The sequence below is a fragment of the Streptomyces sp. NPDC006643 genome (assembly GCF_042870175.1).
Lineage (GTDB): Bacteria > Actinomycetota > Actinomycetes > Streptomycetales > Streptomycetaceae > Streptomyces.
The window spans coordinates 78,212-93,401 of record NZ_JBIAHA010000002.1 but is presented as its reverse complement, the minus strand read 5'-3'; the positions used below and the strand labels follow the sequence as shown (position 1 = coordinate 93,401).

The following is a 15,190-nucleotide window of genomic DNA, read 5'->3' as shown; positions in this document are numbered from 1 at the left end:
CCTACGTCACCGTTTTCCCTACTCGCGGGTCGGTGGCCGGCGGCGCGGTCCGTCGCCCGGACTCATTGCGGCGGTTGCTCCCGATACCGTGTGAGTCCGTCGGCCGTCCGTCCCACGACGAACTCCGTGATCCGGTACGCGCACACTCCGCCGGTCACGAAGGGATCCGCCGCGACGAGCGCGTCCATCGCCGCGCGATCGTCCCCGACGGCCAGGATCACGCCTCCGTCGCGCGGCTTCTTGCGGCCCGACGCGATGAAGGTCCCCGCCGCGAAGTGCGCGTCCACCCAGGCGAGATGCTCCGCCGAGAGCGCGTCGACACGGTCGAGCGGGGCGGTGTAGGTCAGCTCCAGTACAAACATGATCGCCAGGTTAGCGGCGGCGCGGAACGCCGCACGGGCGGTGCGCCGGCGCCCCCGTCGAACACCTAGGCTGACGCACCATGACGACGATCAGGACTCCCGCCGACGAGGCCGAAGCCAGGGCGATCCAGGACGAGTTGCGCGGGCGCGTCGTCCTGGACGAGGAGGGCCCGGCCGCCGGGACCGGCCTGGTGACCGGGGTCGACGTCGCGTACGACGACGAGCGGGACATCGTCGCCGCCGCGGCCGTCGTCCTCGACGCGGCCACCCTCGCCGTCGTGGACGAGGCGACCGCCGTCGGGCGGGTCGCCTTTCCGTATGTGCCGGGGCTGCTCGCTTTCCGCGAGATCCCGACCGTCCTCGCCGCTCTCGACGCCCTGACGTCCGGCCCCGGACTGGTCGTCTGCGACGGCTACGGCCGCGCCCACCCGCGCCGGTTCGGACTCGCGAGCCATCTCGGGGTGCTGACGGGGCTGCCGGTGATCGGTGTCGCCAAGAACCCGTTCACCTTCTCGTACGAGCAGCCCGGCCCCCGGCGCGGCGACTTCTCGCCGCTGCTTGCCGACGACGGCGAGGAGGTGGGCCGGGCGCTGCGTACCCAGGACGGTGTGAAGCCCGTCTTCGTCTCCGTCGGGCACCGGACCTCGCTCGACGCCGCCTGCGCGCACACCCTCCGGCTGGCCCCGGACTTCCGCGTCCCGGAGACGACCCGGCGCGCCGACACGCTCTGCCGTCAGGCGCTGAGCGCGGCAGTGGCGGCCACGGAGGCGGCGGCCGGAAATTGATCTCGCGCGCGGCGATGAGTTTCGCCCGCCGCCCCGGTCTGACCTTCTGAAAGCGGACAGACCTAGGTGAGGGGCCAGGCAATGACCGGCACAACAGACGCGACCCGGACCGGACTTCAGCACGTGACCTCGAAGGACGGCACACCGATCGCGTTCCGGACGAGTGGTTCGGGCCCCGTCGTGATCATGGTGAGCGGCGCGCTGGGCACCGGTACGGCCCCGCCGGACGCCGCCGTCGGCGCGCCCCTGGCCACCGACCACACGGTGGTCGACTACGACCGGCGCGGGCGCGGCCACAGCGGCGACACCGAGCCCTACGCGGTGGCGCGCGAGGTCGAGGACATCGAGGCGCTCATCGACGCCCACGGCGGACGCGCCGCCGTCTTCGGCTTCTCGTCCGGCGCGGCGCTCGCCCTGGCGGCGGCCGAGGCGCTGGGCGCCAAGGTCGCCGGGGTCGCCCTGTACGAGCCGCCGTTCATCATCGACGACAGCCGTCCGCCGCTGCCAGCCGACTACGTCGAGCGGATCAGGGCGTTCGTGGCGGCGGGCCACCGGGACCGGGCCGTGGCGCTGTTCATGACCGACGCGGTCGGCATACCCGCCGAGTACGTGGACGCCATGAAGAACGCGCCCGCGCCCGAGGCGGCGGAGGGCGAGATCCAGCCGCCGTCCTGGGCGGACATGGAGAAGATCGCCCACACCCTCGCCTACGACGGGCTCGTCCTGGGCGACACCATGTCCGGCAAGCCCCTCCCTGCCGGTCTCTGGAGCGGTGTGAGCGCGCCGGTGCTGGTGGTCGGCGGCGGCGAGAGCGAGCCGTTCATGCGGGCGGGAGCCGAGTCGGCCGCCGGGCTGCTGCCCAACGGTGAGTACCGCGAACTCCCCGGCCAGAGCCACCAGTTCGACCCGGCGGCGCTGGCGCCCCTGCTCCGCGAGTTCCTCTCGGAGCGAGTGACCCGACAGCCGACCCGATAGCTGACCCGCCGTCGGTCCCCGAGCCCGGCGGCGGGTCCGGTACGAGCGCGGCGGCCCGTGCTGGGGGCGGGCCGCCGCGCTCCTGCGAACCGATCCGATCCGAACCGATCTCCTCACCGCTGCCCCAGCGGCCCCGGCCCCGGCACCGGCCCGGCGTCAGCGCGAGTGCGCCACCCGGAACGTCATCCCCGCCGACCGCAGCCGCCCCAGCAGCGCGTCACCCATCGCGGTGGCCGTGGTGACCTGCCCCGCCGTCTCGGGCAGCTCGTCGAAGGCCAGGCTCAGCACCGCCTCGGCGAGTATCTTCGCCGACTCGTCGTACCCCGGATCACCGCCCGCGACCTCGGTGAACACCCTGCGCCCACCGCCCTCGCCCACGAACCGCACCGTGAACCAACTGGCGCTCCTGCGCGCCTCACCGGGGCCGGAGCCCGGCGCGAAACGGTTCATCAGCGCCCGCCGCACCGCCGGCACCTGCGCCAGCGCCGCGCCCGTCCCCGCGGCCACCGTGCCGCCCAGCGCGACCGGCAGCGACTTGACGCCCGCGAAGTGCCGGTAGCGGAAGTCGGGACCGTAGCGGGGCAGCGCCGCCGCCGAGCGCGCCACCACGCGCGGATCGAGCGTGGGCAGCGGCAGCGCCCAGACCCCGGTCTCCTTGCTGAAGTGCGGTGTGCCCGGCGCCGCGACGGCCCGCCGCCCGACCAGCCGCGGCTCGTGCAGCCGCCGCTGCTTCGCGGCCTCCATGGTCTGCCGGCCACGGCTCAGCGCGTTCAGCGCGGTGGCGAGGGTCCCGCCGGAGAAGAACGCGCTGGTACGGACGAACCCGTCGATACGCAGCGGCACATCCGCCGGGAGCCGCATGACCGTGAAGTAAGCGCCCAGATCGTGCGGTACGGAGTCGAAGCCGCAGGCGTGCACCAGCCGCGCCCCGGTCTGCCGGGCCCGGTCCTCGTACGCCACATACATCCGGTCCACGAACTCCTGCTCACCGCAGAGGTCCGCGTAGTCCGTGCCGGCCTCCGCGCAGGCGGCGACCAGGTCCTCCCCGTGCCAGAGATACGGCCCGACGGTCGTGGCGAGCACCTGGGTGGACTCGGCGAGCGTCCGCAGCGACGCCGGGTCGGCGGCGTCGGCGACCAGCAGGGGGAGGTCCGCGCAGCGTGGGGAGAGCGTGGCGAGCCGGGTCCGCAGTCTCTCCAGCTTGGCCCGGTCGCGGCCGGCGATCGCCCAGCGGCAGTCGTCCGGCGCGCTCAGGGCGAGATACTCGGCCGTGAGCGTGCCGACGAAGCCCGTCGCCCCGAAGAGCACCACGTGGTACGGGCGTTCCGCCCTGTTCTGCCTGTTCATCGTGAATCCGCCGTTCCAGCCGAGTCGCTGTCGCCGTCGCTGTCGATGCCGTAGTCGATGCCGTTGTCGGTGAGGGTCGGGGGCCGAGGCTAGCGGCTGGGCGGGCGGATCAGGGGAGTGGGTGACCAGCATCGGACGCCGGGGGCGGAAGTCTGCGACCATCGACCAGGAACAAGCGCTTGCTTGCCGAGCGGCCCCGGCGGGGCTTGTGCGCGGTGAGGGGCGTTCCTAACATCATTGCTGTTACATCGTTGGTGTCACACTTCCGGGAGCCCACATGACAGCGACAGCGAACGGCCCGCTCGCCGGGGTGCGAGTGGTCGAACTGGCCGGTATCGGGCCGGGCCCGTTCGCCGCCATGCAGCTCGCCGACCTCGGCGCCGATGTCGTACGTGTCGACCGGCCGGGCGGCGCCGGCCTCGGGATCGACCCGGCGTACGACCTGATGAACCGCAACAAACGCTCCGTACTCCTCGATCTCAAGGCCGACGACGGCCCCGCCCGGATCCTCGATCTCGTCGAGCGCGCCGACATCCTCATCGAGGGCTTCCGCCCCGGAGTCGCCGAACGCCTCGGCATCGGCCCCGAGGAGTGCCACGCCCGCAACCCCCGGCTGGTGTACGGCCGGATGACCGGCTGGGGCCAGGACGGCCCGCTCGCCCAGCGCGCCGGGCACGACATCGACTACATCGCCGTCTCCGGCACCCTGTCCATGTTCGGCGAGGCCGACCGGCCGCCCACCGTCCCCGCCAATCTCGTCGGCGACTACGCGGGCGGCTCGCTCTACCTCGTCATCGGTGTCCTCGCCGCCCTCCAGCACGCCCGCACCCCCGGTGGCTCCGGCCAGGTCGTGGACGCGGCGATCGTCGACGGCGCCGCGCATCTGACCACGATGATCCACGCGATGACGGCGGCGGGCGGCTGGCAGGACCGGCGCGGGGCGAACCTGCTCGACGGCGGAGCGCCCTTCTACGGCAACTACGAGACGGCCGACGGTGAGTACATGGCCGTCGGCGCGCTGGAACAGCGCTTCTACAACGAGTTCATCGATCTGCTCGGCATCAAGGACGACGTCCCCGCCCGTAAGGACTTCGCCCGCTGGGACGAGCTGAGGTCCGCCGTCACCGCCCGCTTCAAGGAGAAGACCCGCGCGGAGTGGACGGCCGTCTTCGAGGAGTCCGACGCCTGCGTGGCGCCCGTCCTCTCCCTGCGCGAAGCCCCCGCCCACCCCCACCTCGTGGCGCGTGGCACCTTCACCGACCACGCGGGCATCACCCAGCCGGCCCCCGCGCCGCGCTTCTCGGCCACGCCCACCTCCGTACGGAGCGCGCCCGCGCTGCCGGGGGCGGACACCGAGCGGATCGCCGACGACTGGGACGTACCGAGCCTCCGTACCGCCGAACATCCGCAGCACTGACCGGACCACACCCAACGACCCACGAAAGGCCGCCGTCTTGAGCACCGAAGCTTATGTGTACGACGCGATCCGCACCCCGCGCGGTCGCGGCAAGGCCAACGGTGCCCTGCACGGCACCAAGCCGATCGACCTCGTCGTCGGTCTGATCCACGAGATCCAGGGCCGGTTCCCCGACCTGGACCCGGCGGCCGTCGACGACGTCGTCCTCGGCGTCGTCAGCCCCCTCGGCGACCAGGGCTCCGACATCGCGCGGACCGCCGCCGTCGCCGCCGGACTTCCGCACACCGTCGCCGGCGTCCAGGAGAACCGGTTCTGCGGCTCCGGCCTCGAAGCCGTCAACCTGGCCGCCGCCAAGGTCCGTTCGGGCTGGGAGGACCTGATCCTGGCAGGGGGCGTCGAGTCGATGTCCCGCGTGCCGATGGGCTCCGACGGCGGCGCCTGGGCCATGGACCCGATGACCAGCATCCGTACGGGCTTCGCGCCCCAGGGCATCGGCGCCGACCTGATCGCCACCATCGGCGGATTCACCCGGCGGGACGTGGACGAGTTCGCCGCGCTCTCGCAGGAGCGCGCGGCGGCGGCCTGGAAGGACGGCCGCTTCGCCCGCTCCGTCGTCCCCGTCCGCGACGCCAACGGACTCACCGTCCTCGACCACGACGAGCATCTGCGGCCCGGCACCACGGCCGACTCGCTCGCCGCGCTCAAGCCCTCGTTCGCCCAGATCGGCGACCTCGGCGGATTCGACGCGGTCGCGCTCCAGAAGTACCACTGGATCGAGAAGATCGACCATGTCCATCACGCGGGCAACTCCTCCGGCATCGTGGACGGCGCGTCGCTCGTCGCGGTCGGCTCGAAGGAGTCCGGCGAGCGGTACGGGATGAGGCCGCGCGCCCGGATCGTCTCGGCCGCCGTGTCCGGCTCCGAGCCCACGATCATGCTCACCGGGCCCGCGCCCGCCACCCGCAAGGCACTCGCCAAGGCCGGGCTGACCATCGACGACATCGACCTCGTGGAGATCAACGAGGCGTTCGCCGCCGTCGTCCTGCGGTACGTCGCCGAGATGGGGCTCTCCCTGGACAAGGTCAACGTCAACGGCGGCGCCATCGCGCTCGGCCACCCCCTCGGCGCCACCGGCGCGATGATCCTCGGCACCCTCGTGGACGAACTGGAGCGCCAGGACAAGCGGTACGGCCTCGCCACGCTCTGCATCGGCGGCGGCATGGGAGTCGCCACCGTCGTCGAACGCGTCTGACCGTCCCCACGCCTCTCTTCGCTACGGAGCAGCAGCATGAGCGAGTCCACCACCATCCGCTGGGAGCAGGACGCGACCGGCGTCGTCACCCTCGTCCTGGACGACCCCGTCCAGTCGGCCAACACCATGAACCAGGCGTTCCGGACCTCCGTCGCCGCCGTCGCGGCACGCGCGGAGGCCGAGAAGGACAGCATCCGCGGCATCATCGTCACCTCGGCCAAGAAGACCTTCTTCGCCGGCGGCGACCTCAAGGACATGATCAAGCTCGGCCCCGGCGACGCCCAGCAGGCGTTCGACGCGGGCCTCGCCGTCAAACGCGCCCTGCGCACCATCGAGACACTCGGCAAGCCCGTCGTCGCCGCCATCAACGGCGCGGCCCTGGGCGGCGGTTACGAGATCGCGCTCGCCTGCCACCACCGGATCGCGCTCGACGCGCCCGGCTCCAAGATCGGACTGCCCGAGGTCACCCTCGGCCTGCTGCCCGCCGGCGGCGGCGTCACCCGTACCGTACGGCTCCTCGGCATCTCCGACGCGCTGCTCAAGGTGCTGCTCCAGGGCACCCAGTACAGCCCGGCGCGTGCGCTGGAGAACGGCCTCGTCCATGAAGTCGCCGCCACCGCCGAGGAGATGATCGAGCGGGCACGCGCGTTCATCGACGCCCACCCCGAGTCGGCGCAGCCGTGGGACGTCAAGGGCTACAAGATCCCCGGCGGTACGCCGTCCAGCCCCCGCTTCGCCGCCAACCTCCCGGCCTTCCCCGCCAACCTCCTGAAGCAGACCGGCGGCGCCCCCTACCCCGCCCCGCGCAACATCCTGGCCACCGCCGTCGAGGGCTCGCAGGTCGACTTCGAGACCGCGCAGACCATCGAGGCCCGGTACTTCACCGAGCTGGTCACCGGGCAGACCGCCAAGAACATGATCCAGGCGTTCTTCTTCGACCTCCAGGCGGTCAACTCGGGCGCCAGCCGCCCCAGGGGCGTCGAGAAGCGCCCGGTGCGCAAGGTCGCCGTGCTGGGCGCCGGGATGATGGGAGCGGGCATCGCCTACTCCTGCGCCCGCGCCGGTATCGACGTCGTCCTCAAGGACGTCACGGCCGAGGCGGCGGCCAGGGGCAAGGCGTACTCCGAGAAGCTGCTGGCCAAGGCGGTCGCCCGGGGCCGTACGACCGAGGCGGGCCGGGACGCGGTGCTGGCCCGGATCACCCCGACCGCCGAGGCCGCCGACCTCGCGGGCTGCGACGCCGTGATCGAGGCGGTCTTCGAGGACACGGCGCTCAAGCACACGGTGTTCCAGGAGATCCAGGACGTCGTCGAACCCGACGCGCTCCTGTGCTCCAACACCTCGACACTGCCCATCACCGCCCTCGCCGACGGTGTCACCCGGCCCGCCGACTTCATCGGTCTGCACTTCTTCTCCCCCGTCGACAAGATGCCGCTCGTGGAGATCATCAAGGGCGAGAAGACCGGCGACGAAGCACTCGCGCGCGCCTTCGACCTGGTCCGGCAGATCAAGAAGACACCGATCGTCGTCAACGACTCCCGTGGCTTCTTCACCTCGCGCGTCATCGGCCGGTTCATCAACGAGGGCGTCGCGATGGTCGCCGAGGGCGTCGAGCCCGCCTCCGTCGAACAGGCGGCGGCCCAGTCCGGCTACCCCGCCAAGGTCCTGTCCCTGATGGACGAGCTGACCCTCACCCTGCCGCGCAAGATCCGCGACGAGACGCGGCGCGCGGTCGAGGACGCGGGCGGCACCTGGACCCCGCACCCGGCGGACGCGGTCATCGACCGCATGGTGGACGAGTTCGGCCGCCCGGGGCGCGCCGGCGGCGCCGGTTTCTACGACTACGCCGAGGACGGCACCCGCACCGGTCTCTGGCCGGGCCTGCGCGAGCACTTCACCAAGCCGGACACCGAGGTGCCGTTCACCGACCTCAAGGAGCGCATGCTCTTCTCGGAGGCGCTGGACTCCGTGCGCTGCCTGGACGAGAACGTCCTGACGACGGTCGCCGACGCCAACATCGGCTCGATCATGGGCATCGGATTCCCGCCCTGGACGGGTGGGGTGCTCCAGTACATCAACGGGTACGAGGGCGGTCTGCCCGGTTTCGTCGCACGGGCGCGCGAGCTGGCCGCGACCTACGGGGAGCGGTTCGCACCGCCCGCGTCGCTGGTGGCGAAGGCCGAGCGCGGCGAGACCTACCACGACGGCTGATCGCCGGGCGCGGGCCGCGTCACCCGTCCGTGAACGCGGCCCGCAACTCCTCCTTCAGCGACCGCTGGAACGCGGTGACCAGCGCCTGCACGACCATCGGCTGCATATGGGCCGACAGGGCCTTCATCTCCGCGACCCGCTCCGGGGCCGGCCCGCTCTTCTCGTACGGATTCCACACCTCGTCCCGGAAGAGGCGCGACAGCTCGTGCGCGGCCGAGCGGGTGTGCTCCAGCAGGACGGTGCGCGCGGCGAGGATCGTCTCGTGCGCGATCGGCACGTCCAGCAGCTCGACACCCAGCCGCAGCAGCCCCGGATCGAGCCGGTAATGACCGGGGGAGTGGGAGGAGTCGGGCGAGTCGGGGGAGTCGGGGGAGTCTGTGGATTCGGCCGTGTCCGCGCGGGCCAGGACTCCCATCGCCGCGAGCCGGTCGATGTCCTCGTCGGACAGGGCCCGCCCCGCGCGCCGCACCAGCTCGGCGCGGGTCGCGTCCTCCGCCGAGTCCGGCGCCCAGGTCGCCACCAGCGCGCGGTGGATCGCCAGGTCGTGCGCGCTCAGATCCGGCGGCAGCTGCTCCAGATAGCGCTCGATCGCCGCGAGCGTCATGCCCTGGTGCTGAAGCTCCTCGATGAGCGCGAGTCGCGAGAGATGGTCGGGGCCGTAGTGGCCGACGCGGCGCGGGCCGATCACCGGCGGCGGCAGCAGACCGCGCGTGCTGTAGAAGCGGATGGTGCGCACGGTGACCCCGGCGCGGGCGGCCAGTTCGTCGACGGTGAGCGTCGGCTCCCGGCCGGCCCCGGCCGCGTGCGCGGTCCCGGCCTCAGTGTCCATGGCGACAGTATTGCTGTCTCACCACTACTGCGAAAGACGGGCGAGGACGCGGTCGGGGGCTGTCCGGCCTTGGCGGTCCCTCAGTCCTGGGCGGCCGAGGCGACGACCGGATAGTGGTCGGAGAGGTTGGTGTACGTGTACGAGGTGCCCCAGCTCGACACCGTCCAGGGCGCGCTCCGCTCCTTCACCACCTCGTTCGTCCAGCCGCCGGGCCTCACGTGGCCCGCGCGGTGCAGGACATGGTCGAGGTCTTCGCGCGGGTCGTCGGGGTAGCGCTCGGACGCGATCGAGTTGTCCGTCGTGTCGAAGGAGTACGGGTGCCCGGTCCGCGCGTCCGCGTCGGCGAGCCCCCCGTCGGCGAGCATCGACGCGTACTCCGCGCTGTGCGAGTCGACGTTGAAATCCCCCGCGACCAGGACCTGTTCGGACGCCGGGATGCCCTTGGCGTCCAGGAACGCGTCGATCGCCTTGAACTGACTGCTCCGCACCACGGCCGCCTCGCCCGCCGCGCAGCCGGGGTCGGTCGACTGCGTGTGGGTGCCGACCAGATGGACCTTGCTGCCGTCGACGTCCAACTCGGCATAGACGAAGCCCTTGTTGGAGAACCAGTCGCCGCCGCAGGCGTCCTGGAACACATACTGCTCCTGGCGGACGATCGGCCACTTGCTGAGGACGGCGACGCCACCGTCCTCCGGGGTGAGGGCGGAGTACGAACCGCCGGTCGCGTCCCAGCCGCTCTTGCTCCGGCCCAACACCGGTGTCTGGTACGGGTACTGGGCGGCCGAGTCGCGCTGGAGCGCGTCCGACGACGAATTGTCGAAGGCTTCCTGTACGACGACCACGTCGTTGCCGCCGTAGAACGGGGCCGCCGGGATCGCCGCCGCCCGGTGGTCCTGCCCCCAGTTGGGATGGAGGAGCTTGCTGAACAGGAACGTGTTGTAGGTCAGCACCTTCAACGCCGGTGTGTCGGCGGCCTGTCGGGGCGCCGGGGTGGCGGGCGACGCCGAGGCGGTGGGCGCGGTCGCGGTCAGGGTCGCGAGGGCGAGCACGCCGGACAGCGCGACGGCGGGGACGCGGCGGAGCACGGGGTGCGGCACGGGGACTCCCGGGTCGGTGGGGGCGGAGCGGCGCCGTTCATCAAACCAGGCGTAGTTACTTCCCGGTAGCCACCGGGCGAAGTGATTCCGCACAGCACGCGGCGACATCGGGCGACACGGCGACATCGGGCGACGTGGGGAGTCGCCGGGGGCCGCCCCGCCGCGATTCACCCTCACCAACCGGTCACGCACCCACGCGGGAGCCCGACAGCACACGATCGTGCCCGCCGCACCGGTGGGGTACTGTGACCCCCGACCTACGCAGAGCCCGTACCAAGACCCAGGAGGTGGGACCCATTACCGCAGTGTCAGGCCGGGTGCTCCCCTTCCACGGCCGCGCGGTCCGTCCGACAGACTGAGACCGCCGGAGCGCCCGTAGGCGCCCCGAAAGGTTTCCATGTCGGCAACAGCCTCCACCCCCTTCTCCTCCGCCCTGCCCTCCCTCCCCGCCGTCGTCACCAGACTCCGCGCCGCCGGCTGTGTCTTCGCCGAGGACGAGGCCCGGCTCCTGGTCTCCGCCGCGCGAACCCCCGCCGATCTCACCGCCATGGTGGGCCGCCGCGCCGCCGGACTGCCCCTGGAGCACGTCATCGGCTGGGCCGAGTTCTACGGCCTGCGGATCGCCGTCGACGCCGGGGTCTTCGTCCCCCGGCGCCGCACCGAGTTCCTCGTACGGCAGGCGGCGGCCCTGGCCCACCAGACCGGTGCCGGACGGCCCGCCGTCGTGGTCGATCTGTGCTGCGGTTCCGGCGCGCTCGGCGCCGCGCTGCTCGCGACGGCGCACGGCCCGGTCGAGCTGTACGCCTCCGACATCGACCCCTCGGCCGTCGCGTGCGCCCGCCGCAACATCGGCTCGGGCGGCACGGTCCTCGAAGGTGACCTCTTCGACGCCCTGCCGGACGACCTTCGGAGCCGTATCGACATCCTTCTCGCCAACGTCCCCTACGTACCGACCGAGGAGGTCGGACTCCTGCCGTCCGAGGCGCGCGAACACGAGCCGCTGGTGGCGCTCGACGGCGGCGCCGACGGGCTCGACGTCCTGCGGCGTGTGACGGCCGGGGCGTCCCGCTGGCTGGCACCCGGCGGCCATCTGCTGTTCGAGACGAGCGAGCGCCAGGTGCCCGGCGCGGTGGATACGGCCCGGGGCGCCGGACTCGCTCCCCGGGTGGTGACCTCCGAGGAGTGGGACGCGACGGTCGTCGTCGCCCAACTCCGGGGCGCCCGGCTCGGATCCGTGGCGTTCGCACCGGACCCGCGCCGCCGCTGATCCACGCGCGACACGGTGCCGTTCCGTCAAGACTCGAACACAACTGCCTTCTCTGTCCGCTCTATTGACACTCAGGTTTCAGAAGTTTTACGTTCCTTTACATCTGAGAGCGCTCTCGGACCCACTCTCCCCCCATGACTTCGAGGTGCCGTCACATGCCCACCTCCCGCTCCAGACGACCGGCCTCGGTGCTGGTTCTGGTCACCGCCATGGCCGCCGTAGGGCTCGGCCCCGCCGCCGGTCCCGCCGCGGCGGCGAACATCCCCGTCGGCTCGGGCAGTTACTCCGACACCCGCCCCGCCGGGACCTCCGGCCCCACCAACAACGTCGGCGCCCCGGTCACGCCCAAGCTGACCGAGGCGGCCAAGGACCGGCCGGTGCCCACCAACGACTGGTGGACATCGGTCGCCTACCAGCGCTACGGCGACAACCCGTACTCCACCCCGATGTACGGCCACCCCCTCACCTACCAGGCCACCGCCGGCGGACTGGAGGTCGGCTATCCCACGACCCCCGCCATCGTGGGTGACGGCCGCCAGTACGAGTACGCGCACAAGGCCGACCTCACCCTCGGTCTGACCGGGCTCAACTCCCCGGACACCAAGGCCGACGACTGGTCCGACTGGACGGTCACGCCCTACTGGTCCGACGGCACCCGCACCCTGCGGACCACCATCGGCCACGGCATGCCGTACGTGTACGCGAAGGGCTCGGGCGGCGACGCCAGCATCACCACCGCGTCGGCGCCCACCGTCTTCTCCGACGACGGCAACGTCCTCGGCATCACCGTCGCCGGACACCACTACGCGCTCTTCGCGCCGACCGGCAGCGACTGGTCGGTCTCCGGCTCCAGCGTCACGGCCGCGCTGGGCGACAAGGACTACTTCTCGCTCGCGCTGCTGCCGTCCGAGGACGCGCTCGCGACGTACGCCAAGTACGCCTACAGCTTCGTCACCGGCTCCACGACCAGCTGGAACGCCGAGGGCGGCGACGTCGAGGCGACGTACACCCTCACCACCGAGCCGCAGGAAGGCACCGAGACGGGCACGCTCCAGGCCCTCTACCGCCACCAGTGGCTCAACACGACCGACGAACTCACCCCGTACACCTATGTGTCACCGCGCGGCACGATGAAGGTGCGGGAGTCCACGTCCTTCACCACCAGCCAGCGGGCGTCCGGTGTGCTGCCCGCGCTGCCGGAGTCGAACGGGGTCGACGCGGCCACGCTCAAGGCGCAGCTGGACGACGTGGTGAACGCCGGCGACCCGTTCTCGGGCGCGACCGACACCTACTGGACGGGCAAGGCGCTCGGCCGGCTCGCCCAACTGGCCCCGATAGCCGACCAGATCGGTGAGACGGCGACCCGCGACAAGATCGTGGGCCTGCTCAAGGGCCGGCTGGAGGAGTGGTTCACGGCGGGCGGCGCCAGTGAGTTCAGCTACGACAACGACTGGAAGACGCTGACCGGCTACCCCGCGTCGTACGGCAGCGACACCGAACTCAACGACCACCACTTCCACTACAGCTACTACGTGTACGCGGCGGCGATCGTCGCCCAGTACGACCAGGCGTGGGCCGCCGAGTCCGCCTGGGGCGGCATGGTCGAGACGCTGGTACGCGACGCGGCCAACCCGAGCCGTACGGACAGCGACTTCCCCTTCCTGCGCGGCTTCGACGTGTACGCGGGCCACAGCTGGGCCTCCGGCCATCAGGGCTTCGCCGCCGGCAACAACCAGGAGTCGTCGTCGGAGTCCATCAACCTCAGCGCGGGACTGGTCCTCTGGGGCTCGGCGACCGGCAACGACGAACTGCGTGAGCTGGGTTCGTATCTGCTGGCCACCGAGTCCGAGGCGATCGGGCAGTACTGGTTCGACGCCGATCAGGAGGTCTTCCCCGAGAGCTTCCAGCGCGGCACGGTCGGCATGGTGTGGGGCAGCGGCGGCGCGTACTCCACCTGGTGGACCGCCAACCCCGAGGAGATCCACGGCATCAACGTCCTTCCCGTGACCGGCGGTTCACTCCACCTGGGCCGTGAGAAGGAGGCCATCGGCCGCAACATCGCCGAGATGGAGCAGCAGAACGGCGGCCCCGCCGTCGAATGGCGCGACATCCTCTGGGAGTTCGAGGCGATCTCCGACCCGGCGAAGGCGAAGGCCAAGTGGGACGCCGGTCAGGCGGCCCTCTCCCCGGAGGCGGGCGAGTCCAAGGCCCATGTCAACCACTGGATCAACACCCTCGACGCGGTCGGCGCCCCCGACCCGGCGATCACCGGGTCGATCCCGACCTCGGCCGTCTTCACCAAGGGCGGGGTGAGCACGTACGCGGCCCACAACTTCGCCTCGACGCAGCAGACGGTCACCTTCTCGGACGGTACGACGCTCACGGTGCCCGCACGTTCGGCGGCGAGCACCACGGGCTGATCCCACCGGTCCACGGCACCGGCGAACCACCGCCCAACCCCCCACCCGCGGCGGGTCCCGGTCTGATCGGAGTGACACTCCTCAGGCCGAGGCCCGCCGCACCAATGTGGTCGGGGTGATCACGGACGCCGGCGCCCGCGCCTCCTCGCTGTCCTTGTCGAGCCCCCGCAGCAACAGCCGCGCCATCAGCCGCCCCTGCCCCTCCACGTCCTGCCGGATCGTGGTCAGCGGCGGATCGGTGTCCTCGGCGACGGAGACCATGTCGTCGAAACCGACCAGCGCCACCTCGTCGGGCACCGACACCCCGCGCTCACGCAGCACCCGCAGCGCGCCGGACGCCATCAGGTCGTTGGCCGCGAACACCGCGTCCAGGTCGGGGCGCCGGTCCAGGAGTTCCTTCATCGCCCGCGCACCGCTCTCCACCGTGAACCCGCCCTCGGTGATCAGCGTCGGGTCGGCGTCGAGCAGTACGTCGCGGTAGCCGTCGAGCCGGTCCGTGGAGGAGGTCTGGTCGCGCGGTCCCGCGATGTGCGCGATACGTTCCCGCCCGAGATCCCGCAGATACTGCACGGCCGCCCGCGCGCCACCGCGATTGTCCGCGTCCACGTACGGCACGCCCTGGTCGCTCGGCGCCGACGTCCAGCTCGGCCGCCCGCCGTACACCGTCGGTGTCCCCGACCGGCGGATGATCCCCGGCAGCGGGTCGTCGATGTGCAGCGAGAACGCCAGCGCGCCGTCGACATGGCCGCCCGCCAGATACCGGGCGATCCGTTCGAAGTCGCCGGGCCCTTCGAGCAGGAGCAGCACCAACTGGGTGTCGTGGGCGGTGAGTTCCTTGCTGATGCCGCGTATCTGCTGCGAGAAGAACGGGTCGGAGAAGATCCGGATCTCCGGCTCCGCGATGATCACGGCGACCGCGCCGGTCCGCCGGGTGACCAGGGTGCGGGCCGCGTGGTTGGGGACGTACCCCAGCTCGTCCACGGCCCTGAGCACCTTGTCGACCAGCGGCTGCCGCACCCCGGCGCCACCGTTGACCACCCGGGACGCGGTGGCCCGGGAGACGCCGGCACGCGCCGCGACGGCTTCCAATGTGGGCCGGGAACCAGGCGACTGATCGGGCAAGACGGGCGCTCCTCGTGGTTGCGGACGCCCGTACGGGCTGCCGGGACCGGTACAGGGTATCCGCTGGCCCCGGCGGCAAGAGAGCGCTCCCAAGCACTCGCGTACA

At 71.8% G+C, this 15,190-nt stretch carries 12 protein-coding genes; 7 read left to right on the top strand and 5 right to left on the bottom strand.

The annotated features are described in order from the left end of the window. Positions 1 to 62: 62 nt before the first annotated feature. Positions 63 to 362 (bottom strand): YciI family protein, encoded by a 300-nt coding sequence (locus ACFYNU_RS03045; RefSeq protein ID WP_356589493.1) that lies wholly within the window; start codon positions 360 to 362, stop codon positions 63 to 65. Positions 363 to 442: 80 nt separating this feature from the next. Here ACFYNU_RS03045 and ACFYNU_RS03040 point away from each other — a divergent pair, with 80 nt between their 5' ends. After that, complete coding sequence (locus ACFYNU_RS03040; protein WP_356589491.1) at positions 443 to 1,147, top strand: endonuclease V; 705 nt, start codon at positions 443 to 445, stop codon at positions 1,145 to 1,147. 81 nt (positions 1,148 to 1,228) lie between these two features. After that, positions 1,229 to 2,122, top strand: coding sequence for an alpha/beta hydrolase (locus ACFYNU_RS03035; RefSeq protein WP_356589489.1), 894 nt, complete (start codon positions 1,229 to 1,231; stop codon positions 2,120 to 2,122). 156 nt (positions 2,123 to 2,278) lie between these two features. Here ACFYNU_RS03035 and ACFYNU_RS03030 read toward each other — a convergent pair whose 3' ends face one another. Continuing rightward, complete coding sequence (locus ACFYNU_RS03030; protein WP_356589487.1) at positions 2,279 to 3,469, bottom strand: saccharopine dehydrogenase NADP-binding domain-containing protein; 1,191 nt, start codon at positions 3,467 to 3,469, stop codon at positions 2,279 to 2,281. Positions 3,470 to 3,746: 277 nt separating this feature from the next. Here ACFYNU_RS03030 and ACFYNU_RS03025 point away from each other — a divergent pair, with 277 nt between their 5' ends. The 3 genes from ACFYNU_RS03025 to ACFYNU_RS03015 are packed head-to-tail and all read left to right on the top strand — an operon-like array spanning position 3,747 to position 8,349. Beyond that, entirely contained in the window at positions 3,747 to 4,886 is a 1,140-nt protein-coding gene (locus ACFYNU_RS03025; protein ID WP_356589485.1) for a CaiB/BaiF CoA-transferase family protein, read from the top strand. A 37-nt stretch (positions 4,887 to 4,923) separates the two neighbouring features. Then, positions 4,924 to 6,138 (top strand): acetyl-CoA C-acetyltransferase, encoded by a 1,215-nt coding sequence (locus ACFYNU_RS03020; protein WP_356589483.1) that lies wholly within the window; start codon positions 4,924 to 4,926, stop codon positions 6,136 to 6,138. 36 nt (positions 6,139 to 6,174) lie between these two features. Continuing rightward, positions 6,175 to 8,349: a 3-hydroxyacyl-CoA dehydrogenase NAD-binding domain-containing protein gene (locus ACFYNU_RS03015; RefSeq protein WP_356589481.1), complete on the top strand. Its 2,175-nt coding sequence runs from the start codon at positions 6,175 to 6,177 to the stop codon at positions 8,347 to 8,349. Between the two features lie 19 nt (positions 8,350 to 8,368). On the opposite strand, the gene ACFYNU_RS03010 is transcribed toward ACFYNU_RS03015, so the two are convergent. Both ACFYNU_RS03010 and sph read right to left on the bottom strand, forming a co-directional pair. After that, entirely contained in the window at positions 8,369 to 9,178 is an 810-nt protein-coding gene (locus ACFYNU_RS03010) for a MerR family transcriptional regulator (RefSeq protein ID WP_356589479.1), read from the bottom strand. An 80-nt stretch (positions 9,179 to 9,258) separates the two neighbouring features. Continuing rightward, the gene (gene sph / locus ACFYNU_RS03005) at positions 9,259 to 10,275 is read right to left on the bottom strand and encodes a sphingomyelin phosphodiesterase (RefSeq protein WP_356589477.1); all 1,017 of its coding nucleotides are present in this window, start codon (positions 10,273 to 10,275) and stop codon (positions 9,259 to 9,261) included. A 397-nt stretch (positions 10,276 to 10,672) separates the two neighbouring features. On the opposite strand from sph, the gene ACFYNU_RS03000 reads away from it, so the two are divergent. Together ACFYNU_RS03000 and ACFYNU_RS02995 are read left to right on the top strand one after the other, a co-directional pair. Continuing rightward, on the top strand, positions 10,673 to 11,542 hold the full coding sequence (locus ACFYNU_RS03000) for a putative protein N(5)-glutamine methyltransferase (RefSeq protein WP_356589475.1): 870 nt from the start codon (positions 10,673 to 10,675) through the stop codon (positions 11,540 to 11,542). 155 nt (positions 11,543 to 11,697) lie between these two features. Beyond that, positions 11,698 to 13,962 (top strand): glycosyl hydrolase, encoded by a 2,265-nt coding sequence (locus ACFYNU_RS02995; RefSeq protein WP_356589473.1) that lies wholly within the window; start codon positions 11,698 to 11,700, stop codon positions 13,960 to 13,962. Positions 13,963 to 14,043: 81 nt separating this feature from the next. Here the strand turns inward: ACFYNU_RS02995 and ACFYNU_RS02990 are convergent, their stop codons facing one another. Next, positions 14,044 to 15,084, bottom strand: a complete 1,041-nt coding sequence (locus ACFYNU_RS02990) for a LacI family DNA-binding transcriptional regulator (protein WP_356589471.1) — start codon at positions 15,082 to 15,084, stop codon at positions 14,044 to 14,046. Positions 15,085 to 15,190 lie beyond the last annotated feature (106 nt).

Coding starts and splice junctions, on each gene's coding strand:
- ACFYNU_RS03045 (WP_356589493.1), bottom strand. CDS start 362: ATGTTTGTACTGGAGCTGACCTACACCGCCCCGCTCGACCGTGTCGAC.
- ACFYNU_RS03000 (WP_356589475.1), top strand. CDS start 10,673: ATGTCGGCAACAGCCTCCACCCCCTTCTCCTCCGCCCTGCCCTCCCTC.
- ACFYNU_RS03015 (WP_356589481.1), top strand. CDS start 6,175: ATGAGCGAGTCCACCACCATCCGCTGGGAGCAGGACGCGACCGGCGTC.
- ACFYNU_RS03030 (WP_356589487.1), bottom strand. CDS start 3,469: ATGAACAGGCAGAACAGGGCGGAACGCCCGTACCACGTGGTGCTCTTC.
- ACFYNU_RS03025 (WP_356589485.1), top strand. CDS start 3,747: ATGACAGCGACAGCGAACGGCCCGCTCGCCGGGGTGCGAGTGGTCGAA.
- ACFYNU_RS03010 (WP_356589479.1), bottom strand. CDS start 9,178: ATGGACACTGAGGCCGGGACCGCGCACGCGGCCGGGGCCGGCCGGGAG.
- ACFYNU_RS03035 (WP_356589489.1), top strand. CDS start 1,229: ATGACCGGCACAACAGACGCGACCCGGACCGGACTTCAGCACGTGACC.
- ACFYNU_RS03040 (WP_356589491.1), top strand. CDS start 443: ATGACGACGATCAGGACTCCCGCCGACGAGGCCGAAGCCAGGGCGATC.
- ACFYNU_RS02995 (WP_356589473.1), top strand. CDS start 11,698: ATGCCCACCTCCCGCTCCAGACGACCGGCCTCGGTGCTGGTTCTGGTC.